General features: G+C 63.6%; 21 protein-coding genes. 13 read left to right on the plus strand and 8 right to left on the minus strand.

What is annotated here, in order from left to right; genetic code table 11:
* Positions 1-85 precede the first annotated feature (85 nt).
* Both draG and BWR02_RS13090 read right to left on the minus strand, forming a co-directional pair.
* Complete coding sequence (gene draG, locus BWR02_RS13085; protein ID WP_139558231.1) at positions 86-994, minus strand: ADP-ribosyl-[dinitrogen reductase] hydrolase; 909 nt, start codon at positions 992-994, stop codon at positions 86-88.
* A gap of 122 nt (positions 995-1,116) precedes the next feature.
* The gene (locus BWR02_RS13090; RefSeq protein WP_129884448.1) at positions 1,117-1,737 is read right to left on the minus strand and encodes an HAD family hydrolase; all 621 of its coding nucleotides are present in this window, start codon (positions 1,735-1,737) and stop codon (positions 1,117-1,119) included.
* A gap of 261 nt (positions 1,738-1,998) precedes the next feature.
* On the opposite strand from BWR02_RS13090, the gene groES reads away from it, so the two are divergent.
* From groES to BWR02_RS13115, 5 genes are all read left to right on the plus strand, one after another.
* The gene (gene groES / locus BWR02_RS13095) at positions 1,999-2,289 is read left to right on the plus strand and encodes a co-chaperone GroES (RefSeq protein ID WP_139558235.1); all 291 of its coding nucleotides are present in this window, start codon (positions 1,999-2,001) and stop codon (positions 2,287-2,289) included.
* 44 nt (positions 2,290-2,333) lie between these two features.
* Positions 2,334-3,959 carry a chaperonin GroEL gene (groL, locus tag BWR02_RS13100; protein ID WP_139558237.1) on the plus strand — a complete coding sequence of 542 codons (1,626 nt, stop codon included), beginning with the start codon at positions 2,334-2,336 and terminating at the stop codon, positions 3,957-3,959.
* A gap of 97 nt (positions 3,960-4,056) precedes the next feature.
* Positions 4,057-4,899, plus strand: a complete 843-nt coding sequence (locus BWR02_RS13105; RefSeq protein ID WP_139558239.1) for a 23S rRNA (adenine(2030)-N(6))-methyltransferase RlmJ — start codon at positions 4,057-4,059, stop codon at positions 4,897-4,899.
* 191 nt (positions 4,900-5,090) lie between these two features.
* Positions 5,091-5,723, plus strand: a complete 633-nt coding sequence (locus BWR02_RS13110; protein WP_139558241.1) for a hypothetical protein — start codon at positions 5,091-5,093, stop codon at positions 5,721-5,723.
* A 14-nt stretch (positions 5,724-5,737) separates the two neighbouring features.
* On the plus strand, positions 5,738-6,394 hold the full coding sequence (locus BWR02_RS13115) for a hypothetical protein (RefSeq protein ID WP_139558242.1): 657 nt from the start codon (positions 5,738-5,740) through the stop codon (positions 6,392-6,394).
* Between the two features lie 31 nt (positions 6,395-6,425).
* On the opposite strand, the gene BWR02_RS13120 is transcribed toward BWR02_RS13115, so the two are convergent.
* Both BWR02_RS13120 and BWR02_RS13125 read right to left on the minus strand, forming a co-directional pair.
* Positions 6,426-6,893, minus strand: a complete 468-nt coding sequence (locus tag BWR02_RS13120; protein ID WP_139558244.1) for a hypothetical protein — start codon at positions 6,891-6,893, stop codon at positions 6,426-6,428.
* A gap of 98 nt (positions 6,894-6,991) precedes the next feature.
* Positions 6,992-7,456, minus strand: coding sequence for a DUF302 domain-containing protein (locus tag BWR02_RS13125; protein WP_139558246.1), 465 nt, complete (start codon positions 7,454-7,456; stop codon positions 6,992-6,994).
* A gap of 41 nt (positions 7,457-7,497) precedes the next feature.
* Between BWR02_RS13125 and mobA the strand changes: the two genes are divergently transcribed.
* Together mobA and BWR02_RS13135 are read left to right on the plus strand one after the other, a co-directional pair.
* On the plus strand, positions 7,498-8,136 hold the full coding sequence (gene mobA, locus BWR02_RS13130; RefSeq protein ID WP_236102228.1) for a molybdenum cofactor guanylyltransferase MobA: 639 nt from the start codon (positions 7,498-7,500) through the stop codon (positions 8,134-8,136).
* 315 nt (positions 8,137-8,451) lie between these two features.
* The gene (locus tag BWR02_RS13135) at positions 8,452-10,188 is read left to right on the plus strand and encodes a DEAD/DEAH box helicase (protein ID WP_139558247.1); all 1,737 of its coding nucleotides are present in this window, start codon (positions 8,452-8,454) and stop codon (positions 10,186-10,188) included.
* A 6-nt stretch (positions 10,189-10,194) separates the two neighbouring features.
* Here BWR02_RS13135 and BWR02_RS13140 read toward each other — a convergent pair whose 3' ends face one another.
* Positions 10,195-11,328 carry an ABC transporter ATP-binding protein gene (locus tag BWR02_RS13140; RefSeq protein WP_139558249.1) on the minus strand — a complete coding sequence of 378 codons (1,134 nt, stop codon included), beginning with the start codon at positions 11,326-11,328 and terminating at the stop codon, positions 10,195-10,197.
* 9 nt (positions 11,329-11,337) lie between these two features.
* Positions 11,338-13,344 carry a glucoamylase family protein gene (locus BWR02_RS13145; protein WP_139558251.1) on the minus strand — a complete coding sequence of 669 codons (2,007 nt, stop codon included), beginning with the start codon at positions 13,342-13,344 and terminating at the stop codon, positions 11,338-11,340.
* Positions 13,345-13,514: 170 nt separating this feature from the next.
* On the opposite strand from BWR02_RS13145, the gene BWR02_RS13150 reads away from it, so the two are divergent.
* From BWR02_RS13150 to BWR02_RS13165, 4 genes are read left to right on the plus strand one after another with little or no spacing between them, the layout of a single operon-like run.
* The gene (locus BWR02_RS13150; protein WP_139558253.1) at positions 13,515-14,783 is read left to right on the plus strand and encodes an extracellular solute-binding protein; all 1,269 of its coding nucleotides are present in this window, start codon (positions 13,515-13,517) and stop codon (positions 14,781-14,783) included.
* Entirely contained in the window at positions 14,780-15,673 is an 894-nt protein-coding gene (locus BWR02_RS13155; RefSeq protein WP_139558254.1) for a carbohydrate ABC transporter permease, read from the plus strand. Before BWR02_RS13150 ends, BWR02_RS13155 begins: the two co-directional genes overlap by 4 nt.
* A complete protein-coding gene (locus BWR02_RS13160) occupies positions 15,670-16,491 on the plus strand; it encodes a carbohydrate ABC transporter permease (protein WP_139558256.1) in 822 nt (273 codons plus the stop codon). Before BWR02_RS13155 ends, BWR02_RS13160 begins: the two co-directional genes overlap by 4 nt.
* Positions 16,488-17,378, plus strand: a complete 891-nt coding sequence (locus tag BWR02_RS13165) for a DUF6279 family lipoprotein (protein ID WP_139558258.1) — start codon at positions 16,488-16,490, stop codon at positions 17,376-17,378. The genes BWR02_RS13160 and BWR02_RS13165 overlap by 4 nt, the downstream gene beginning before the upstream one ends.
* A gap of 30 nt (positions 17,379-17,408) precedes the next feature.
* Here BWR02_RS13165 and BWR02_RS13170 read toward each other — a convergent pair whose 3' ends face one another.
* Positions 17,409-19,586 carry a RelA/SpoT family protein gene (locus BWR02_RS13170; protein ID WP_139558259.1) on the minus strand — a complete coding sequence of 726 codons (2,178 nt, stop codon included), beginning with the start codon at positions 19,584-19,586 and terminating at the stop codon, positions 17,409-17,411.
* Positions 19,587-19,839: 253 nt separating this feature from the next.
* Here BWR02_RS13170 and BWR02_RS13175 point away from each other — a divergent pair, with 253 nt between their 5' ends.
* On the plus strand, positions 19,840-21,471 hold the full coding sequence (locus BWR02_RS13175; protein ID WP_139558261.1) for a CHAD domain-containing protein: 1,632 nt from the start codon (positions 19,840-19,842) through the stop codon (positions 21,469-21,471).
* Positions 21,468-22,784 carry an NAD(P)/FAD-dependent oxidoreductase gene (locus BWR02_RS13180; RefSeq protein ID WP_139558263.1) on the plus strand — a complete coding sequence of 439 codons (1,317 nt, stop codon included), beginning with the start codon at positions 21,468-21,470 and terminating at the stop codon, positions 22,782-22,784. Before BWR02_RS13175 ends, BWR02_RS13180 begins: the two co-directional genes overlap by 4 nt.
* 52 nt (positions 22,785-22,836) lie before the next feature.
* On the opposite strand, the gene BWR02_RS13185 is transcribed toward BWR02_RS13180, so the two are convergent.
* A complete protein-coding gene (locus tag BWR02_RS13185; RefSeq protein ID WP_139558265.1) occupies positions 22,837-23,259 on the minus strand; it encodes a DUF6524 family protein in 423 nt (140 codons plus the stop codon).
* Positions 23,260-23,435: the final 176 nt, after the last annotated feature.

Below are 23,435 nucleotides of genomic sequence, written 5' to 3' on the forward strand. Positions count from 1 at the left end.
CTTGGTGCCGCCTTCCATCGACGTCTCCCCTACGTTGCCGTACGCGAACCGGTAGCCAGGCTGCCTCGATCCTGTCGGACCTCGTTCATGGTGGGGCCGGCGATCGATCGGGCAGGCCCAATTGCAACAGGGCGCGTGTCTGTTCCAGGATGCGCGACTTCACTTCGGTATCGAGTCGCTCCAGCCAGCGATGGGGTATGGCTGCGGCACCGTAGTGGGCCCCGGCCAGCATGCCCGCCAAGGCGCCCACGGTGCCGGCGGCCTGGCCGCGGTTCACGGCGCCCGTGACGCACGATTCGAAAGAATCCGTCGTGAAGACGAAGTGACAAACCGTTTGAAATGTTTCGACGACGTAGCCGCTGGCGCGACCCGGATACGGGTCGAAGCGGAATGCGGGATGGGCTGCAACGAGCCAGTTCGCGATCCCTTGGCAAGCGGCCAGGCCCCGACCGTGAAGCAGTGCGAGGGCCATCAGGGCGACCGCCTGGGTCGCGGCGTCGGAATAGGGGTTGTTGTGCGTGATGTGGCTTTGCTGGAGCGTCTGCGCCATCAGCCTTGACTCGTCGTCCAGGTTCAGCAGGACCAATGGCAGATTGCGGACGCAGGCCGCGCTGCCGGCATCGCGCACGTTCACTAGGCCGGCCACGGTGCCATGCAGCAGGTAGCGGGTGATGCCGCGGCGACAGGCGCGGCCGACATCGACCGGTCGCGCCCGAAACCAGTCCACGAAACCGTCGGCCACGGACTTCAGATCCCATCCGCCGTGTGCGATCAGGGCCTGGGCCAGCGCCAGCGACATTTCGGTCGCATCCGTCACCTGACCCGGTTTCAGTTCCAGCCAACCGCCACCGATCATGCGGTCGTGAATGCCATGCCGCTCGCGGATTTCCTCCGGCGTCAGATACTCGACGGTTGCCCCGAGGGCGTCGCCGATGGCCAGGCCGAGGTAGGCGCCCAGCGCTCGGCGTCGCAGGGGCAGATCAGGTTCGGGCATCGGCTGCTCCGGGTTCGGGTGGGCGTGTGGGCCGGCCCTGCGGGCCAGGTGTCTTTCTGTTCCGTCTGATGCGGCCGCACCGGGCTTGGGACCGTCGTCGCATCAGGTTCGGCGCGCGTGAGTCAAGCCGCGAACGGGTCCAGCAATCGCGCTTCGACCGCCGCGATCGTCGCGTCCGTGGATACGTGGTGAATCACCTGCCAGCCGCGTTGCGCGCCGGCCGCCACGTTTTCGGGAAGATCGTCGATGTACAGGATCTCGTCTCCGCGGCATCCGGTGACGCTCTCCGCCGCTTCGTAGATGGCCGGGTGCGGCTTCATCGCTCCGAGTTCGTAAGACAGGAAGTATCCGTCGAAATGGGCGAAGAACGGAAAGCGGGCTCGAATCTGCGTGACGGCCCAGTCGTTGGTATTGGAAAAGATCCAGCTGCGAATCCCTGCCGCTCGAAGGCGGGAGTGCAGGGCGACCATGTCTGTGATCTCGGAAAAGATATCGCTGAACGCCAGGCGAAAGGTCTCGCTGTCGCTTCGATAGCCTATGCCTTGTTGAACCTCTTCGAAGAACCGGTCACTCGTAATGTGCCCGTGTTCGTACCGTCGCATGACATCCGTCGAGGCGATGAAGCGTGCGATTTCATCGGGTGTCGCGCGGGCATCCGCCGCGATGCGCTGCAAGGCGTCCTGCCAGTCGAAGTCGACCAGAACCTTGCCGAGGTCGAACAGAACGATCGTCGGTCGGATCATCGCGTACTGAATCTCCACTGACCTGATGATGGTGACGTGCCCGTATTGTAGCGTGCGGGCGGCGTTTCCTTTCCGACGCTCGCACGCTGCAGTGGCTGGTGACTCAGCGATGCGTCGGCAGCGCGGGGAATTTTTTCGGCGCGGGGACTTGAAAAGCCGACCCGCGTACATATATTGTTAGCAGCACTCGGTGGTGAGTGCTAATCACGGCTTTCACTACGACACCGTCAATCAACTCAACCCTCAACTCAGGGAGTCATTATGAAGATTCGTCCTTTGCATGATCGCATCGTCGTCAAGCGCCTCGAGGAAGAAAAGACCTCGCCGGGCGGGATCGTGATCCCGGACACCGCGAAGGAAAAGCCGATTCAGGGTGAAGTCATTGCGGTCGGCAACGGCAAGCTGCTCGACAGCGGCGAAAAGCGCGCCCTGGACGTCAAGGTCGGCGACAAGGTTCTGTTCGGCAAGTACTCCGGCACCGAAGTCAAGATCGACGGCATCGACTACCTGATGCTGCGCGAAGACGACGTCATGGGCGTCCTCGAAGCTTGATCTCGAAATTCGCTTGAACCCCGAACCAACGGAGGAAATGACTGATGGCAGCAAAAGAAGTCCGCTTTTCAGATGACGCGCGCCAGCGGATGCTGGCCGGTGTGAATGTCCTGGCCGACGCCGTCAAGCAGACACTCGGCCCGAAGGGTCGCAATGTCGTGCTCGAGAAGAGCTTCGGCGCCCCGGTCGTCACGAAGGACGGCGTCTCGGTCGCGAAGGAAATCGAACTGAAGGACAAGTTCGAGAACATGGGCGCGCAGATGGTGAAGGAAGTGGCGTCCAAGACGTCCGACGTGGCCGGTGACGGCACCACGACCGCAACCGTGCTGGCCCAGGCCATCGTTCGCGAGGGCTTGAAGTCGGTTGCCGCCGGCGCCAACCCGATGGACATCAAGCGCGGTATCGACCAAGCGGTCTCCGTGGTCGTCGAAGAATTGAAGAAGATGTCGAAGCCCTGCACCGACAGCAAGGCGATTGCCCAGGTCGGAACGATTTCGGCCAATTCCGACGACTCGATCGGCAAGATCATCGCCGACGCGATGGACAAAGTCGGCAAGGAAGGCGTCATCACGGTTGAAGAAGGCTCCGGTCTCGACAACGAACTGGATGTCGTTGAGGGTATGCAGTTCGACCGCGGCTACCTGTCGCCGTACTTCATCAACCAGCAGGAGACGATGAGCGCGGAACTTGAAGATCCGTTCATCCTGCTGCACGACAAGAAGGTTTCGAATATTCGTGACCTGCTGCCGGTGCTGGAAAAGGTTGCGAAGTCCGGCCGCTCGCTGCTGATCGTGGCCGAGGATGTCGAGGGTGAGGCCCTGGCCACGCTCGTCGTGAACAATATGCGCGGCATCATCAAGGTCTGTGCCGTCAAGGCGCCGGGCTTCGGTGACCGCCGCAAGGCCATGCTGGAAGACATCGCCGTGCTGACCGGCGGCCGCGTGATCTCCGAAGAACTGGGCCTGAGCCTCGAGAAGCTGGAACTGAGCGATCTCGGCAGTGCGAAGAAGGTCCAGATCAACAAGGAAAACACGACGATCGTCGATGGCGCCGGCAAGGTCGACGGCATCAAGGCGCGTGTCGAGCAGATCCGTCGTCAGATCGAAGAGACGAGCAGTGATTACGACCGCGAGAAGCTGCAGGAGCGCGTCGCCAAGCTGGCGGGCGGTGTTGCGGTGATCAAGGTCGGTGCAGCCACCGAAGTCGAGATGAAGGAAAAGAAGGCCCGTGTCGAAGATGCGCTGCATGCGACCCGTGCTGCCGTCGAGGAAGGCATCGTGGCCGGCGGTGGTGTTGCGCTGATCCGCGCGCAGGGAGTGCTGAAGGATCTGCAGGGCAAGAACCACGACCAGACGGTCGGCATCGCGATCCTGCGTCGTGCGGTCGAAGAGCCGCTGCGTCAGATCGTGTCGAACGCCGGCGATGAGCCCTCGGTCATCCTGGCCAAGGTCCAGGACGGTCAGGGCACGTTCGGCTACAACGCCGCATCGGGTGAGTACGGCGACATGATCGAGATGGGTATTCTCGATCCGACCAAGGTGACGCGTTCCGCACTGCAAAATGCCTCGTCGATCGCCGGCCTGATGCTGACGACCGAAGCCATGGTCGCGGAGCTCCCGAAGAAGGAGAAGCCGATGCCGGGTGGTCCGGGCATGGATGACATGATGTAATCCATCCGTCCTACGGATCGAAAGCAGGAAGGGCTCCGCCGGCGACGGCGGAGCCTTTCTTTTTTAGGGCATCCCATCGACTCATGGTGCTGTGCGCATGCTGAGCTATCGACACGGCTTTCACGCCGGGAATGCGGCCGACGTGTTCAAGCACGTCGTGCTGGGCGAACTCATTGCCGCGCTGCAGCGCAAGGACAGCGCATTCTGCTATCTGGACACGCACGCCGGCGCGGGCCGTTATGACCTGAACTCGGCCATGGCACGAATAAACGGGGAATTCCGTGAAGGGATTGGCCGAGTCTGGGGAGCGGCCGACGCCCCACCGGCCGTCCGGCGCTACCTCGAGGCCGTGCGGGCGATCAATGACGCCGACGAGTTGCGGTATTATCCCGGCTCGCCGCTATTCGTCCGGCAGTGGGCGCGCCCGGCAGATCGGCTGGTGTTGTGCGAGTTGCATTCGACCGAGATCGACGTCCTGCGCGCTCAGTTCACCGGCGATCGGCAGGCTGGAGTCCATCATCTGGACGGCTATCAGGGACTGAAGGCCTTCCTGCCGCCGCGAGAGCGGCGCGGCCTGGTGCTGTGCGATCCCGCCTTCGAGCTGAAGGGAGAGCGGGAGCGGGTCGTCGACGCGATCCACGCAGCCTGGCTCCGCTGGCCGACCGGGCAATACGCGATCTGGCATCCGATCCAGGACCGGAAAGCCACGGAACGGTTCTACCGCACTCTCCAGATCTCGGGCATCCGCAAAGTGTTGCGCACGGAACTGTGCACGGCGGAGCCCGGAACCGACCGGAAACTGCTCGGCAGCGGCTTGCTGATCATCAACCCACCATGGCAGTTGGACGAGCAACTGGCCTCGCTCCTGCCGTGGCTGTGGTCACTACTGAGCCCCGGACAGCACGGACAGTGGCTCGTCGACTGGCTATTCCCCGAATAATAACAAGGCTGAAGCGATAGTCGAGCCGCTGGAAATGGCAAGAGTCCGTTTCCGCGTGGCAACGGCGGCGTCCTCTTTCTTGACATTTTCGTGAATGCTATGCTCGAGCCGTAGGATTTCGAAGGAGCCAGCCTCCCGTGGCTGTGTGACCGGGAATCCCTCCCTAACGAAACCCACAGGAGGCTGTGCTTATGGCATCCGATTGTCCTGCTGGAGCTTTGGTTACGGACGTCAACGTCCGTGAGCATTTCAGGGATTCGATACACTCGGCTTTGTCGAACCAGAAGGTGGATGCTGCAGAAGACACGGTCTTCTACGTCGTCAATCTGCTGGCCCACTACACCCACGCCGAAAATCTGTTTGCCCGAACCCCCGACGGCGTCGACCTCAAGCCGCTGGCCCTGATCTATGCCGAGGCCGTCGAAGCGACGTCGGCGGAGCAGCGTCAGTTCGCTTTGAAGCGGCTCGGTGACGTCGCGCTGCTGATTTCCGGTCTGTTCTCTTCCAGCCTCAACCGGAAAGTCGTCGATGTCGATTACTACATCGCGATGGGGGGAAGTGCCTACGGCTTTCTGTGCGACCTCAGTCGTGGCACGGTACGCGGGCGGGCCCTGTCCGGCATTTTCGGGGAACTGTCCGACAAGTTCCCGAGCTTCGTCGACGTGCTGGCCGAAGTCGGCGAGAACTCGCGGCTGAGCTCCGACACCGACATCATGCGGCTTTACGAGATCTGGATACGCACCGGAAGCCGGCGCGCGGCCGAGCGTCTGCGCAAACTGGGCATCGAGCCGGTCGCCGGCTCGAGCCCGCGCCGTACCAACTGAACGGGGTCGGTGCCATGCGCTTGAATGTCCTGCAGCAAATGCTGGAAGGTCTTTACCACGTGGAGGTCGAGTACGCGGTCGAGGACTTCGTGATCACCGACCCCGACATCGCGCGCCGGCTCGATGAGAGCCTGACTCCGCGCGAGAACCGGGAGAAGCTTCTGGTCTCGCAGGATGGTGACGAGGTGCGACTCGCCTTGTATCTCGACAGCAGTATTCTCGGTTGTCTGGAGGAAGATTGTCCGCTCGACGAACTGCACCGCGACAACTTCGAGGACTTCCTGCTGGCACTGGAGGGCGTCAGCCATTTCCTCTACATGAGCTGGAATGCGAGCCGCGATCGCGGCGTGACCTTGCTCGAACTCGAACTGCAGGCCGAGGTCGACAAATACGTGCTGGCGTCGTCACTGTTCTCGCGTCAGCGCAAGACCCGTTCGTCCGAGCGCGTCTGGCGCTGCCTGTTTGACTCACCGGTGTTCGATCAGACCCTCGACGGCGAGTCCCGTACCCGCTACGCGGATGCCAGCCACTACGCGGGCCGGTTCTGTTTCAACCTGGAGAACAGCTACCTGAAACAGCGCCGCGAGGCCGAGATGGTGACTGAACTGCGAAAGTTCTATCGCCTGAGTCAGGCGGGGAAGATCAGCCACATTCATTCGGTGATGGCGTGACGCCGCCGTCCTGCCGCCGGGATGGGCTCGGCTACTTCTTGCCGCCGCCCTTTTGGCTCTCCCCGGGAATCTCGGGGAAGCAGCGAGTCTGCGCCAGTGCTTTGGATTCCTTCAACAGGTCCCGCAGGCGCTTCGATTCCGGGGGATCGCGAAACTCACCGCCCTTCTCCCCGGGCGTCGAGAACATGTAGGTAAAGGTCAGCGACTGGCTGTACTCTTCGTAGGACATCTTCGACGCGATCGTGTCGGCGGCACAGGTGCAGTGGTACAGGTTGTCGTAGTTCTGTCCGCCGCGTTCGAGCATGCATTGCAGGACATACTCGACGCGTGCGAGGGTCGGGAAATCGTTCACCGTTCGATCGGCGCCGGCTGCCGCGGGTGCCTCGCTCGTCTTCCCGGGTGCGGCTTCGCCGGGAGGTGGTGTTTCCTGTTGGCAGCCGGTGGCTGCCAGGGTCAACAAGAGTAGGGGATAAGCGCATCCGGCGTGCCAGTTCTTCATGGGTCTAGGAAATGTTCCGGGTTAGTGGCGAGCGGTGGTGTCAAGACTGTCGGAGCAGAACATCGGGCCGGTTCGCTCGGACGGGAAGGTGAAGCGGTTCAGTTCTCGACGGCGAAATCGACGATGGCCTTGAGTTGGTCGTTCATCCTGACCGCGAACTCATTCAACTCCGGGCTGGCCGAGTCCGTGGGCAACAGGTGGGTCGTCACGACGACCTTGCCTCCTTGCTGACGCACCGCGACATTACAGGGCATGTAGCGCACGGCTGCGGGTTCGATCTCGAGCATCACTCGGGCATGCGTCAAATTACAGAATTGCACCGTATCATAATCGGGAAACGGGATATGATCGCGTTCCCGGATCACGCTGCCGATCTTGTTGTGGCCCGTAATGCGGAAATTCCGCTCGGTGATCGCCAGGTTCAACTCGGCCATCACGTCGCCATACGGCTTCGTGGTCGATGCTTCGTAATATCCGGGCGCCGGCTTGGGCGAGGGCGCCGTGCTGCAGCCGCCGAGCAGGGCAGACAAGCCGGCGAGCAGCCAGGGGTCAGGCTTGACCATCGGGGCATCGTCTCCATTTAATTCGCGAATTATAAAGCCGCGTGGCCAATCCGAGCACCTTGTCTCCCGATCGTTCGCAAATCACGGGCATCGTGCTGGCCGGGGGGCGCGCGCGGCGTCTGGGCGGCACGGACAAGGGGCTGATCGACTGTCGCGGCCGACCGCTGGTTGCCTATGCGGTGGCGTTGCTGCAGGCCGTGGCAGGATCGGTGGTAATCAACGCAAATCGCAATGCCGAGCGTTATGCGACCTTCGGATATCCGGTCATCCCCGATGCAACGGATAACTTCGACGGGCCTCTGGCGGGTCTGCTGGCCGGTTTGGCTTACGCTCGAACGGGTTATGTCCTGACGCTGCCGGTCGATGCCCCGCTCATGACGGAGGCTGTGCTACGGCGGTTACCCGATGCGCTTGCGGCTCAGGACGCCGACGTCTGCGTGCCTGACGATGGAGTGCGGCTCCAGCCGGTGTTCATGCTGGTGCGCCGCAATCTGAAGTCCAGCCTGGAGGCTTACCTGGCCGACGGAGGTCGCAAGGTCGATGCCTGGCTGGCGGGACAGCGCCTTGCGATTGCCGATTGCAGCGACGTTCCAGCCGTTTTCGCGAACGTGAACGCGCCTGAAGACCTGGTAAGGGTAGAGCGCCTGATGCGGGAAGGCGGCCCGTTTCCACCAGCTTAGGCAGTGTCCTTCCCCTTGCTTTCGAAATCTGAAGCTTGCACTGCGCGCGCGCTTGCGGTATATGATCGCAGTTCTCTCCGTTGCGGCAGACGAAGTCGCCCAATGCCGGCGCGACAGCCGCCAAGCTAGCGACCCCACCCACCCACTAGCCGGACGCCGCTCCCTGCTTCATTCTCCCCGTGGGATTACGGAGGCCCGAAGTGCCGCACGAGGGCGAAGACGCGTGCTTCCGAGGGTGTTTTAGTGGTTGCCATGCGGCCTGACGGTCTGTCACCTCTCTGATTCCTCTTACTTTGTTCTAACTTTCCTCATTTCATGCAATCGACCGATACCCCTTTCTCCTTTTCCGATCTCGATATTGCCGCGCCGATCCTGCAGGCAGTCCACGAAGTAGGTTACGAAACGCCGTCGCCGATCCAGGCAGCGAGCATTCCTTATCTGCTGGCCGGCCACGACCTGCTCGGTCAGGCTCAGACCGGCACGGGCAAGACGGCCGCGTTTGCGCTGCCCATCCTGAACGCGATCGACTTGTCGCGCCGCGAGCCGCAGGCGCTGGTGTTGGCACCGACACGCGAGTTGGCCTTGCAGGTCGCCGAAGCCTTCCAGAGTTATGCCCGCCATCTTCCCGACTTCCATATCCTGCCGATCTACGGCGGCCAGGGCATGGACTCGCAGCTGCGCCAGCTCCGGCGCGGCGTCCATGTCATCGTCGGCACGCCCGGGCGCGTGATGGACCATCTGCGACGGGAAACCCTGGATCTGTCGGGGTTGCGGACGCTCGTACTCGACGAGGCGGACGAGATGCTGAAGATGGGGTTCATCGATGACGTCGAATGGATCCTCGATCACACCCCGCCCGAGCGACAGATCGCGCTCTTCTCGGCGACGATGCCGGAAGCGATCCGCAAAGTCGCAAAGCGCCATCTGCGCGAGCCTAAGGAAGCGAAGATCGAGGCCAAGACGGCGACGGTCGAAGCCATCTCGCAGCGCTACTGGCTGGGCTCCAGCGCACACAAACTCGACGCACTGACACGCATCCTCGAGGTCGAGGACTTCGACGGCATGCTGATCTTCGTGCGGACCAAACTGGCAACGGAAGAACTGGCCGAGAAGCTCGAAGCCCGCGGTTATTCCGCTGCCGCCCTGAACGGGGACATGAGTCAGGCGCTCCGCGAGAAGGCGGTCGACCGGCTCAAGAAGAAGACGCTGGACATCCTGGTGGCCACCGATGTCGCCGCGCGAGGGCTCGACGTCGACCGCATCAGCCACGTCGTGAATTACGACATCCCCTACGATACCGAGGCCTACGTGCATCGGATCGGCCGGACGGGTCGTGCCGGGCGCAAGGGCGAGGCCATCCTGTTCGTCGCGCCGCGCGAAAAGCGCATGCTGGGTGCGATCGAGCGCGCGACCCGCCAACGCATCAAGGAGATGCGGTTGCCGACGCATCAGGACATTGCCGAACGCCGCGTGGAACAGTTCAAGGAACTGGTCATGAGCACGCTGGAGGAAGAGGAACTGAGCTTCTACCGGCAACTGGTCCAGGAGATCGGTCGGGAGCAGAAGCTCTCGCCGACCGACATCGCCGCCGCGCTGACCTACCTCGCACAGAAGGACCGACCGCTGGTGCCGGCCGAGGGGCCGGACCTTTCCGAGATGCGCCAGGAGCGCCGTGAATGGCGTGAGGACCGCGGTCGCGCCGACACGGGTCCCAAGAAACGGGGTGCGCGCGAACGCGGTTTCGACGATGGCGGCACACTGTACCGCATCGAGGTGGGTCGCAATGACGGGGTCGCACCCAAGGATATCGTCGGTGCCATCGCCAACGAAGCCGGAATCCCTGGCAAGGCCATCGGCCATATCAAGCTCTACGACGACTTCAGCACCGTCAGCCTGCCGGCCGACATGCCCAAGGAGTCGCTGCGACGCCTCGAAAAGACCTGGATTCTCGGCAAGCAGATCCGCATCCGTCTATGGCAGGACGGCGCTGCGCCGCGCTCCCTGGACGAACGCCCGATGAAGAGGAAGAGCTACCCGCGGAAGAACGGGTAGCTTCGATTACCGAGTCGGCAGGGGCGCCGAGTCGGGGTCTCCGCCCAGCGTTCGGTTCCCGTTGCCGTCAAATCGGCTCAGCTGTTTGCCGTCGATCCAGACGGACGCCGGCTGTCCGTTCTCGAAGCACGGCGAACCGTCGACGCGGGCGATGAAGATCGCCCGCGTGTCGCCATGCGCCAGACCGCTGAAGGAGAAATGCACCAGCGTTTCGTGACCGAGGTATTCGGTCTGGACGATCGTCCCAGGAAGACCCGGTGCCTGCGGATCCCGGTTGATGGCCACGTGTTCAGGGCGAATGCCCGCGGTGTGGCAATCCGGGTCGGCGGTCAGCGCGGCTAGCCACTCCATGCCTGAGTGGCCGCCGGCCGCAGCGGCACACTCGGCCGCCCGCAGCAGCGTAACGCTCGGGATCAGGTTCATCGGCGGGGTGCCGATGAAGCCAGCGACGAAGGTATTGGCTGGCGTGTCGTAGAGGGCTTGCGGCGAGCCTGACTGTTGCAGATGGCCGCGCGACAGCACGGCGATGCGCTGGCCCATCGTCATCGCTTCTACCTGGTCGTGCGTCACGTAGATCATCGTCGTGCCGGTACGGCGCTGCAGGTCGACGATTTCGCCCCGAACCTGGGTGCGCAGTTGCGCATCCAGGTTCGACAACGGCTCGTCGAGCAGAAACACGGTCGGTTCCCGCACCAGCGCCCGGCCCATGGCCACGCGTTGGCGCTGGCCCCCCGAAAGTTGCTTCGGCAGGCGATCGAGCAGATCGCCGAGTGCCAGCAGTTCGGTTGCCCACGCGACACGGCGGCGGATTTCCGCCTGGGGAAGCTTGCGCATCTGCAACGGGAAGCCCAGGTTGGCGCGCACCGTCATCGTCGGATACAGCGCGTAATCCTGGAACACCATTGCTACATTGCGGGCCTGCGGGGTCCAGTCGTCGACGATGTCCCGGCCGATGCGGAGATGCCCTGATGAGGGTTGTTCCAGTCCGGCGACCAGCCGCAGCAACGTGGACTTGCCGCAACCGGACGGCCCGACGAAGACGACGAGCTCGCCGTCCCCGATCGCCAGATCGAACTCGACCAGGGCCCGGTAACCATTCGGATAGGTCTTGCCGACGTGCTCGAATGCGACACTGGCCATCGGGCCGGATCAGTTGAAGAAGTTCTCGAAGCCGATCAGGTCGAGGACGGGCTGAATGATCGGGTCCGCCGCGAAGCGCTTCTGGATCGCGTGATCGGCCAGATGGTCGGCGATCGCGATGAGGATCATCGCCTGGTTCAGGCACAGATGGACGTAGGCCACTTCGCCGGTGCCGGGGATCACGGCGTCGTAGAAGCCGAAGTCGCCATAGATCGCGTAGCGCTCGGCCAGACGGCGCAGATTGCGAGTCGCGGCTTCGGGTTCGGTCAGCAGCGCCAGTGCTGCGGCGTGGGGACTCACGGCCCCCTCGGGATAGCCGTGCGAGCCCAGGACGCGCACGCCGTATTCGCCGTATCCGTTGGAGCCCGGTGTCGAACTCGGGGACATTCCCCAAACCGGGTAGCCGAGTTCTTCGAGTGCGTAACGGCGCTGGATCTCGGTATGGATCGCGCCATTCCGTCCCAGACTCTCGGCCGCGTGCTGTTTCTCGTCGAGGACCAGGGTCGGCATCAAGGCCTCGAACAGACTGCCGCCCCAGGAGGGCACGTAGCGCAGCCCCTTCCATTCATACACGCCGCCGGTCCAGGTGAAACCGTGGTCGACCTTTTCCTTGCGGTCCAGCGGTACTTGGGTCTGCCAGCCGGCGTCGGGAGGAAAGGTGCGCATCATCGCGAACCAGTGCTCCCGCGGTACGGTGCCCCGGCCGATTGCGATCAGGCTGCCGATGCGCGATTCGGCGAACAGCGTGCCGTAGTGATCGGACGAGCGCTGGCCAGTGTCCACCGAATAACCCAGCGTCATCAGTTTGGCCGCTTCGTCGTAGAAGAAACGGTAATCGCCCTGGTCGATGATCCGGTTGCAGCGCTCGGCGAGGCTGGGGAACGTCTGCCGCGTCACCATGAGTCCCGCCGTCAGCCACGAAGAGTCGACGAAGGACAGAAAACTGCTGGTGGGTTGCAGGCGGGTCGTATTGTAGTAGTTGTAGAAAAAGCCATGCGCGGTGTCGAGCTTCGCCAGTGTGTTCAGGGTCGTTTCCAGCCGCTGCACTGCTTGCGCCTCATCGATCAGCTTCAGTTCGTAGGCGGCGATGACCGCGAGCAGGCGGAAGCCGATGTTGGTCGTACTCGTATAGTCGCCGATGCCGGGCTGATCGGCCTGGGTCTTCGCATACTGAATCCTGTCGAGGGGCAAACCGTGTTCCCGGTCGGCCAGCGCATCGAGTCCCCGCCAGGTGTCGCTAGCGACACGGCGCAGAAACTCGATGTCGTCCGCAGGCAGGTCAGAGGCATCGATGACGCTGTGTTCGGGCCAGCCATTGAGGCGCCACTGTAGCGGTGGTTCGGCCGGGGCGGCAGGCGGCGTCGCGTCGCCGCCCCCTGCCAGATTTTCGCCCGGGGTTCCAAGCTGCACCAGCTGGAGGTCGTCGACCAGATACGCGCCGTGGCGGACCGGTGTCTTGCGTTCATCCAGGCCGAACAACAGGTAAGCCATCGGGCGCCATTCCTTCAAACCTTTCAGCTTTTTCAACGGTATTACGATTTGCTGCCAGTCCGGACCGACGTTCGGGATGGCATAGCTGGCCTCTTCCCACGCACCCGCGGTCTTCGGTGCGGCCCGTCGGAACTTGACCGTCAACCTGGGGCTGAAGCCCTCGCCGTCGTCGCCCTTGATCCAGAAGCTCAGTTGATCGTAGGCTGAGAGATCGAGCCCCATCAGATTCTGGCCCAGGCTGTACTCCTGCTCGGGTGCGCTCCCTTTCGAGGGTTCGTCGGGCAGGCGGTAGGTCAGGCGCAGCGCCTGCCCCCCGCGGTCCGATGCAGTCAGTTCGTAGCGAAACCCGAATTCCGATTCGGGCGGGTCACGCTGCCAGTCGACGGCGATCGGCCGCCCGCCGGGTTGCTCGAAGTCGGCCAGCACCAACTGCTTGACCGGCGCCTGCTCGGCGGCGGAGACGGGATCGGCGGGCCACTGTGCAGCAGCCAGGCTGAGGAGTATCAGGATGAGCGGACGGACCATGTTGTCGTTGGAGCGAGTGGTGTGATCGTTTCGAGGGATGGAGGCTTGCGGAGAAACGGCCGTTGCTCCGCGCCGAGTCGATGCATAACGCAATGATATCAGTCTTCGCAAGCGTGACAGCTGAGCGGATTCGGCGCTCGGCCCGCCCCCAGCTCCGGCCGAAAGTAGGGATGCACTACCGTAGGCGGCTCGCGATCGTGATCGTGATCACATTCATGCTGGCTGCCTGCGGGGGCGATGATCGCCAGACCCTCACGCGTCTCAAGGTGTGGGCGATGGGTGCAGAGGCGGAGGCACTGGTTTCGCTGGTGCCCGGATTCGAGCACAGTCATCCGGGCATCCGTGTCGAGATTCATGGGATCCCCTGGAGCGTGGCCCACGAAAAGCTCCTGACGGCCCATGTCGGCGACGCCTTGCCGGATCTGTTCCAGTTGGGCAACACTTGGATTGCCGAACTGGCCGAGATCGGCGCACTTGACGATCTCTCCGCCCGCTTCGCCAGTCAGGGCGATGCGGGCGATTTTTTCCCCGGCGCTCTGGCCGCGAACCGCTACCGCGAGGGCCTGTACGGGCTTCCGTGGTATGTCGATACGCGCCTGTTGTTCTATCGCGCCGATCTCCTCGAAGCCGCCGGTATCCGGCAGCCACCGATGACCTGGGTCGAATGGTCCTCGGTTATGTCGCGCCTGGCAGCGGCTGCAGAACCGGGTCGCTATGCCCTTGCAATGGCCTACGATGAGTGGCGATTCCCGGTGATCCTCGCGTTGCAGCGCGGTGCGGCGCTGTTGCGGGAGGATGGGCGCTTCGGGAACTTCCGGCATCCGCGATTCCGGGCGGCCTTTGCGCTGTTCCTCGATGCGTTCAGGCGCGGCTGGGCGCCGCCGATCGGCGAGGCGCAGCGTGGGAATCCGGCCCTGGAGTTCGTGCAGGGGCGCTTCGTGTTCTTCGTTGGTGGGCCCTGGATGATCGGCGAGATCGGTCGGCGCCTGACAGTCGGTTGGGGCGGTCGCTGGGAGACCGCGCCGCTGCCGTCATGGGACGACAACCACCCCGGCGCCTCGCTGGCCGGCGGTTCCAGTCTTGCGCTAGCCGCGCACTCGCTGCATCGCGAGGCTGCCCTGGAACTGATGCAGTATCTGACGCAGACCGAACAACAACTGGCACTTTATCGGCTGACCGGGGATCTGCCGTCGCGCCGCTCGGCCTGGAACGATCCGGCGCTGGCCGACGATCGCCACGCCCAGCCCTTTCGGCTACAGCTGGAGCGCACCATGACCGTGCCGCAGGTGCCGGAATGGGAACGGATCGCCGCAAAGATCGGCTATTACGGTGAGCTGGCCGTGCGCGACCAACTCACCGAGGACGCCGCGCTGCAGCGCCTGGATCGGGATGTCGACGCCATTCTGGAGAAGCGGCGCTGGCTGCTGGACCGCCGGTGAGGACCCCGCTCTGGCCACCGGTCAATCCGGCGCTCGGCTTCGTGGCACCGGCGCTGTTGCTGATCGCGCTGTTCTTCGTGTTGCCCGTGGCCGCAGGTCTCGTGCTGAGCTTCACCGACTTCGACATCTACGCACTCGGCGACCTGGACCGTCTGCGCTGGATCGGTTTCGACAATTACCGCCGGCTGTGGAACGATCCCCTGGTCGGCCGCGCGCTCGGCAACACGCTCTATTTCACGCTGGTCGGCGGGCCGCTGTCGGTGCTGTGTTCGCTCGGGGCGGCGCTGCTGATGACCCGGCCTGGATTGCCGGGCGCAGCCGTGTGGCGCACGGCGCTGTTCCTGCCGGTCGTCACGAGCCTGGTGGCCGTTGCGGTGGTCTGGCGCTATCTGTATCACCCGCTGTACGGTGCGCTGAATCACCTCATGGCCTGGACCGGGTTCGAGCCCATCGACTGGCTCGGCGATGCGCGAACGGGGATGCCCGCGATCCTGTTATTGGCTGTCTGGAAGAATTTCGGCTTCAACATGGTGATCTTCATCGCTGGCCTGCAGAGCATTCCCGCCCGGCTGTATGAGGCCGCAGCCCTGGACGGTGCCGGACGCTGGGCCCAGTTCCGCCACGTCACCTTGCCCATGCTGGCACCCACACTCGCGTTCGTGGCCATCGTGACCTTGATAGGGCATCTGCAGGTTTTTGCCGAGCCGTACGTAATGACGCAGGGCGGACCAGCCGACGCGACGCTCACCGTCGCGTTGCTGATGTATCGCGAAGGCTTTCGCTGGTGGAAGCTGGGCTACGCATCGGCACTCGCCCTGATGCTGTTTGCGCTGATTCTGATCGGTACGGGGCTACAAACCTGGCTCCGGCGGCGCGGGGCGCGTTCATGAGCGGTGGGCTCGCCCGCTGGGCCATGAGCTTGGTGGTTGCGATGCTGGCCGGGCTGACGTTGTTTCCGCTGGCCTGGATGCTGTCCGTGTCGCTGATGTCGCCGCTCGAGGCCGCCGATCTGCCGCCCCATCTGCTCCCGCGCGCGCCGACCCTGATGCATTACCAAACCTTGTGGCAGCGCCTGGACCTCCCGCGTTATCTGGCGAACAGCCTGCTGCTCGCCGCGGCGACGACGGTTCTGTCGCTGCTGTTCAACACACTGGGCGGCTATGCATTCGCGAAGCTCCGCTTCGTGGGCCGCGAGCGCCTGTTCCGGCTGCTGCTCGCGACGATGGTCATTCCGGCGCAGGTCGGGATGCTGCCGCTGTTCCTGATGCTGAAGCAATTCGGTCTGGTCAACACCTATGCCGGTGTGATCCTGCCGGGCATGGCCAGTGTGTTCGGGATTTTCATGATCCGGCAGTATGCACGCTCGATTCCGGACAGCCTGCTCGATGCCGCGCGCATCGACGGGGCCGGCGAGTGGCGCATTTTCCGCTCGGTGGTGCTGCCGCTGTGTCGGCCCATACTGGTGACGCTCGCGCTGTTCTCGTTTCTGGGTTCATGGAACGACTTCCTGTGGCCGCTGATCGTGCTCAGCGATGGCGACCGCTACACGCTGCCGGTGGCGCTCGCGAACCTGCTCGGGGAGCATGCGCAGGACACCGAACTGATGATGGCCGGCGCCGTCGTGACGACGCTGCCGGCGGTGCTGGTGTTCCTGCTGCTGCAACGCCATTACCTCGCCGGGCTGGCTACCGGCGCGTTGAAGGAATGAAGCGCGTGCTGCTGATTCGGAGCAAGGGCAGGGCGTCGGATGCGACGCCCTGCCGGTGGCTGGCGGTCACGCTCGTCTTGTTCCTGTCCGCCTGCAGTACCGTCGAGTTTCTGTATAACCAGGCCGACCGCTTGCTGAGCTACACGGTCAACCGCTACTTTGACCTGACCGAGTCGCAACAAGTCGTCCTCGATGATCGGGTTGCGGTGCTGATGGCCTGGCATCGCCACGAGGAATTGCCCGACTACGCGCGCTTTCTGATGGATGCCAAGGTCCGGTTGGAGCGGGGGTTGCGGAGCGATGACCTCGACTGGTTCGCCGATGGGCTGATACTGCGCTACCGGCGCCTGGCCGAGCGAGTCGGTGCCGACGCGGCGGTGCTCATGGCGAGTCTCGACGAACGTCAACTGGAACATTGCCGCGCCGAGTTCGCCGCGCGAAACGAGGAGTGGGCCGCGGAATGGCATCTGCTCGATGCCCCGGCCGAGCGCGCGGCCTGGCGGAAGCTGCGGGTGCTGGAGGTGGCCGAGGATTGGGTCGGCACGCTCGCCGAGCAGCAGCGCGAGCGTATCGAGCGGGCAGTCGAGTTGATTCCGGCCGATGGCGTCCGTCTGCGTTGGGAGGATCGCTTACGCCGTCAACAGGGCTTTCTGACCCTGCTCGCAGCGCGGCGCGAAGGCGCGTTCGCGGAGAGGTTCCGGGACTGGCTGGTGCATTGGGAGTGGGGCCGAGCGCCGGATTACCAGCGTTATCTGGACCGGCTGAATCAGGAAGCCAGCGCCATGGTGCTCGATGTGGACCGCTCGTTGACGCCTGCGCAGCGTGCGCACCTTGCCGGGCGCGTGCAGGCTCTGATCGACCCGCTGGCAGCCCTGATGGCCCGGTAGCGGACGGAGACGTCAGGGGTACCCCATCGGTCAGTCCAGGGTCGGACCCTCGTCCTGTTCTCGCCGCTGTGCTGCCAGCACGTTATTGATCTCATTGAGTTTGTCGAGCGCGACGCTGAGTTGACCGAGATCGGCGACCTCGAGCGTCAGATGCATGGAAACCGAGCGGTCGTTCGGGTTCGTCTGGGTCTCCGAGCGCATCACGTTGATGTGCTCCTGCGCCAGCACCTGGTACACATCCTTCAGCAAGCCCTTGCGGTCGAGGGCCTGGATTTCAACTTCCACCGGGAATACCTCGGGTTCGGCGCCCCAGGCGACGTCGATCAGGCGCTGCCGCTTCCATTGCGGCAGTCGCACGATGTTCGGACAGTCCTGGCGGTGGATCGCGATGCCCCGGGTGACGGTGATATAGCCGGTGATCGGGTCCCCGGGCGCCGGATTGCAGCACAGCGCGAAATGGGTCACCAGGTTCCGGATGCCTTGTACCGTCACCTCTTCGCTGGTCACCGTCGCCGGCGCGCGGCGCGGCGCCGGCGGAACTGGAAGCGGCTGGATTTCCGGGATGCGGAGCGCCGCTGCGACCTGCGCCGGGTTGATGTCGCCGCGCCCGATCGCGAGCAGGACGTCGTCCTGGCGTGACAGGTGGAAATGGCGCGCCAGATCGGTTATGTCAACGTGCTTCAGGCCGAGCTTGTGCCGCTCACGATCCAGGATGGCACGGCCCGCACGCAAATGCTTGTCATGGTCCTGTTGCTTGAACCAGGTCCGGATCTTGGAGCGGGCATGAGTCGTCTTGACGTAGCCGAGATGCGGGTCCAGCCAGCCCAGCGTGGGGCCGCCGTGTTTGGCCGTGATGATTTCGACCTTTTCGCCCGATTTCAGGGCGTAGGTCAGCGGCACGATGCGGCCGTCGACCTTGGCGCCGCGACAACGATGCCCGACTTCGGTGTGGATGGCGTAAGCAAAATCGAGCGGCGTCGCGCCCCGCCGCAAGCGGATGACCTGACCCTTGGGGGTCAGTACGAAGACCTCGTCCTTGAAGGCGTCGGCTCGGAAGTCTTCGAGCAGCGACTGGTCGTCCTCTTCGCTCTCCAGCAGGCGGCGCAACGAGGTGATGCTGCGCTCGAAGGCGAGATCGGCCTTACCGCCCTCCTTGTAGCGCCAGTGCGACGCGACGCCGTACTCCGCGAAATCCTGCATTTGGGGCGTTCGGATCTGGATCTCGACCGGCCGGTCGTCCGGACCGATGACCACCGTATGCAGTGACTGGTAGCCGTTCTCCTTGGGGTTGGCAATGTAGTCGTCGAACTCCTTGGGGATATGCCGCCAGCGATTGTGCGCCAGGCCGACCACCAGATAGCAGCTGGGCACGTCGTCGACGATCACCCGCACCGCGAGCAGATCGTATAGCTCGTTCAACGGCACCTGCTTGCGCTGCATTTTGCGCCAGATGCTGAAGATGTGTTTCGGTCGCCCGACCACCTTGGCCTTGATGTCGTTGGCTTTCAGTTCCGCCGACAATAGCTCGATGAAGTGTTTGACGTAGGTTTCCCGTTCGGCCCGGTTGTTCGCCAGCGATTTCGCGAGCGTCCTGTAGTCGTCGGGATGCAGATAGCGGAACGCGAGGTCCTCGAGTTCCCACTTCAATTGTCCGATGCCGAGGCGACTGGCAAGCGGGGCGTAGATGTCCAGCGTTTCGCGGGCAATCACTTCGCGGTTGGCCCATTCCTGATATTTCAGAATCCGAAGCCGGTGGACCCGGTAGGCCAGTTTGATCAATACGGCCCGCACATCGTTGACGACGGCCAGTAGCATGCGCCGGATCAGCTCCGCCTGTTCCGGCTCCTGCGTCTGGTCGATCGTGTAGTCGCCGAAGGTGTTCAGCCAGTTGACCTTGTCGACCAGATCGGCGACCGCTGCGCCGAAGTCGGAGCGGATCTTTCCGGCCGGGTAGGTATCGCGCAGGTAAGGATCGCTCAGCATCGCGGCGGCGACCGTCGTGGCATCGGCCCGGAGCATGCGCAGAATATGAGCGACTTCCAGCCCTCGCGGCCGCACCTGCCGGTCCTCGTCCCGAGCCTGCACGGCGAGGGCGAGCGCTTCGTCCAGATGCCGAAAATCGCCTCGGTTCATGCCCGAATGAAACAGTTCGCGCAGTTCGGCCAGCGGCTTTTCGGCGATATCGGATTGGTAAAGCGTGTGCTTCATCGCTTGACGGGCGTTGCGGTTCTCGGCGCAGAGCTTGCTGCACCCCTCGGCTGAGCGCAGCCGTGCGGTGAGCGCTGTATGCATTTTAGCAAGTGCGACCCGACTCGGTCGCAGCGCCGGCCACGATTGCGAGCGCTGCTTGAGTCACGCAATAATCGAGCCGAGAACCTTACTTGTGGCTTTCTCCGTAGTCCCTCCACAGAGGGGATGGGCTGCGGATTGCCAGTCACGGCGGAACAGACGGGCAGGCGCGATGACCAGCGAACGAATCACGGAATGGGTGCCGGCGTGGCCGAATGGAACGCCGACGGCGGCCTCGACATCAGTCTCGCAGGGTCAACGATCGATCATTGAGGCGACGGTGCTCGATACCTTCGATCGCCGCCTGTTCCGTCGAGGTCAGGTGTGCGTGCTGCAACGGACCGGGAAAGGTCGCGGGGAACTGCAGTTGTGGGCGGCCGGCGCAGCGCGCGCGCGTCGCAGCGCAATCTGGGCGTCGACCGCGATGCCGCGTTTCGCATGGGACCTGGATGACACGGATCTGCGCTCGGAGCTGACTCCACTGATCGACGTGCGAGCGCTGTTGCCGCAATGCCGCCTGCGGCGGGCGTTTCTGACAATCCCGGATTTTCCGGAAGCCGTTCCCGATGGCGTCAGGCTGTTCCGCGTTCGCTCGACATGGATTCCGGAGACCGGTCGTCCGCGCCTGCTGGCGGAGCGTCTTGCCGTGTGTTGGGACGCGCCGGATGACAAGCTCGGCCGGCATTTCGTGAATGAACTCTTGGAGCGTGGTCTCATTGCACCGATCACCGAGGATATCTGGCAGGCGGCGCTCGCGGCGGCGGGTCGATTGCCCCCGGCGGAAGCGTCGGGCAGTTACCCCGGCCTCGCGCCGGAACTGCGGACCGACGTTGCAGCGCGTCGGGTTCTGGCCGCGTTGTTCGACCTCCTCACGACCAACGAGTCGGGGATTGTCGGTGCGGTCGATTCGGAGTTTTTGCACGATTTTCGCGTCGCTGTCCGGCGCAGCCGCGTCGTGCTGGGGCAATTGAAAGGCGCTTTTCCCGAGCGTTCCGTCGCGCGCCATGTCCGCGACCTGGCGTGGCTGGGGGAGATCACCGGCCCGGTCCGCGATCTGGACGTTTATCTGCTGCACTTCGAGGATCTTCAGCAGCAGCTTCCGAGCGAATTGCGCGAAGACCTGGTGCCACTGCGCACCTTGTTGGCGCGCGAGGCCGCGGCGGCGCACGCCGCTCTGGTCAGGTCCCTCGGCAGTTCACGTTATCGGCGCTTCAAGGCGGAGTGGCCACAGTGGCTGGCGCGCGGTGCCCCGCGGCGACCGACGGCGCCGAATGCGCTGGCGCCGATCGCTTCGGTCGCCGGACGCCGCATCTGGACCTTGTACCGCCGCGTGGCCAAAGCGGCCGGAACCGTGGACGAGACAACACCCTCGGAGCGCATTCACGAGCTCCGCAAAAGCTGCAAGAAGTTGCGCTACCTGCTGGAGGTGGTGCAGCCCTTCCACGCCAAGGACCGTATGCGCCGGCCGATCAAGGCCCTGAAATTGCTTCAGGACCATCTGGGAGCGTTTCAGGATGCCGAGGTGCAACGCGAGTACCTGCGCGGCTGGTTTGCCCAACTGCGGCAGGACGGCGAGATTTCATCGCCAACCCTGTTGGCGGTCGGTATGCTGTTCGGGCGTTTCGAGCAGCTGCAGGCCGCGCGCCGTGCGGAGATTCCCGAAGCGCTGAGGCATTTTGCCCGCAAAGAGGAACGGGCTCGATTCAAGACCTTGTTCAAAGAGCAGCCCACCGCTGCGGTGGGGACGACCGGACGCACCCATCGCGCGCCGGCCCGGACCGAAAAAGAAGGAGAAACTGAATGAAAGCATCGAACGCCGCGCTTCCGCGCATCGTCATCGTCGGCGGCGGCGCTGGGGGCCTGGAACTGGCGACTTCGCTGGGGCGCACGCTGGGCAAGAAAAAACAGGCGGAGATCATGCTGATCGATTGCGCCCGCACCCATATCTGGAAGCCGCTGCTGCACGAAGTGGCTGCCGGAACGCTGGACGTCAACGACGACGAACTCGATTACCTGGCGCAGGCGCACGCGAACCATTTTCGCTTCAACCTGGGTCGCATGGTCGGACTCAATCGCGAAACCAAGCGCGTGCAACTCGCAGCCATGACCGATTCCCTGGGTCGGGAAATCATCCCGGCGCGCTCACATCACTACGAATTGCTGGTCATCGCCGTCGGCAGCGTTTGCAACGACTTCGGTATACCGGGCGTAGCGGAACATTGCCTCTTTCTCGATTCGACCGACCAGGCTGAGCAGTTTCAGACCCGGCTGCTCGAAGCCTATACCCGGGCTCATGTGCAAGGGGGGGTCAAGCAGCCCGGCCAACTCGACGTTGCCATCGTCGGTGGCGGAGCGACGGGTATCGAATTGTCGGCGCAGTTGCACCAGGCAACGCGGCTGCTGAGCGCCTACGGCCTGGACAAGGTCGAGCCATCCGACATCCGGATCCACCTGATCGAGGCTTCGCCTCGCTTGTTGCCTGGTCTGCCGGATCGGCTGGCGGCCGCCACCGAGCAACAACTGCGCAAGCTGGGTGTCGATCTGCGCCTCGGAGAACAGGTGGTCGAAGTCACGGCCGAAGGCGTCAAAACGGCCTCCGGTCACCTGATCCCGGCCGCCATCAAGGTCTGGGCGGCGGGTATCAAGGCGCCGGATTTTCTGAAGACGATCGGCCTGGAAACGAACCGGATCAACCAGATCGTGGTGAAGCCGACGCTGCAGTCGACCGTTGACGACACCATTTTCGCGCTCGGCGATTGCTGCGCCTGTGCCTGGCCGGGGAAGGACCGGAATGTGCCGCCGCGGGCTCAATCAGCCCACCAGCAAGCGAGCCTGCTGGTGAAGAATGTGACCCGCAAGTTCCAGGGAGAGCCGCTGCTCGACTATCACTACACCGACTACGGCTCGCTGGTTGCGCTGGGCAAATTCAGCACCGTCGGCAACCTGATGGGGAATCTGCTGGGCAGTGTGATGGTCGAGGGGATGATGGCGCGTCTTGTCTACCTGTCGCTTTACAAGATGCACCAGCTGGCGCTTTTCGGCCCGTTCCGGGTCATGATGCTGATGATCGCGAACTTCTTCAGCAGTCGGCTGCGGCCCAAGATCAAGCTGCATTGACCCGGACCGGTGGTCGCGGTGCGCCGCCGCGGCCGCGCCGCCCCGGTCGGAATCATCGGTTCGGTCCGTCGTCCACGTCGACCGTCCCGGTGATCTTGCGTCGCGTGACCGACCAGCCGAGGCCGATGGCCAGCAATGCGGCAATTAGCACCAGGATCAGGTAGGTCAAGACTTTCGGGTTTTCGACGCTGAGCCAGCCCTGATCGATCACGGCCCAGGCACCGGTGCCCAGCAGTGCGCACGCCAGGATGAGGCCCAGCCAGCCGAGCGAGTGCACGGTGGCGCTGATGTAGATGGTCCAGCCGGTCAGCAGCACCACGCCAACAAAGGCCTTCACCGAGTTGAAGGTGCTGAAGTCGGTCAGCGCCCAATGGAAGTAAGAGTACGGCGGCTCGGGATTGTAGGTCGCGAAGACCAGAACCAAGGCGAATAGAAAGCGGGGGAAAAAGGCCAGACCGGCCAGCAGACGAAGCATGTATTGAATTCCTGCAGTCCCTGATTGAAATGCGCCGCCTCATTGCGGGGGCCAGCGGCATTGTAACCCTGGGGGTGCTACGAATGCGAAAGGCTTAGTCGATTGAACAGATAGTTACGTCTTTGTCAATACGTGGTTCCACCCATAGCGCGACCGGAGAAGCTGCGGTAATGTTG

The organism is Methylotetracoccus oryzae (assembly GCF_006175985.1).
GTDB lineage: Bacteria > Pseudomonadota > Gammaproteobacteria > Methylococcales > Methylococcaceae > Methylotetracoccus > Methylotetracoccus oryzae.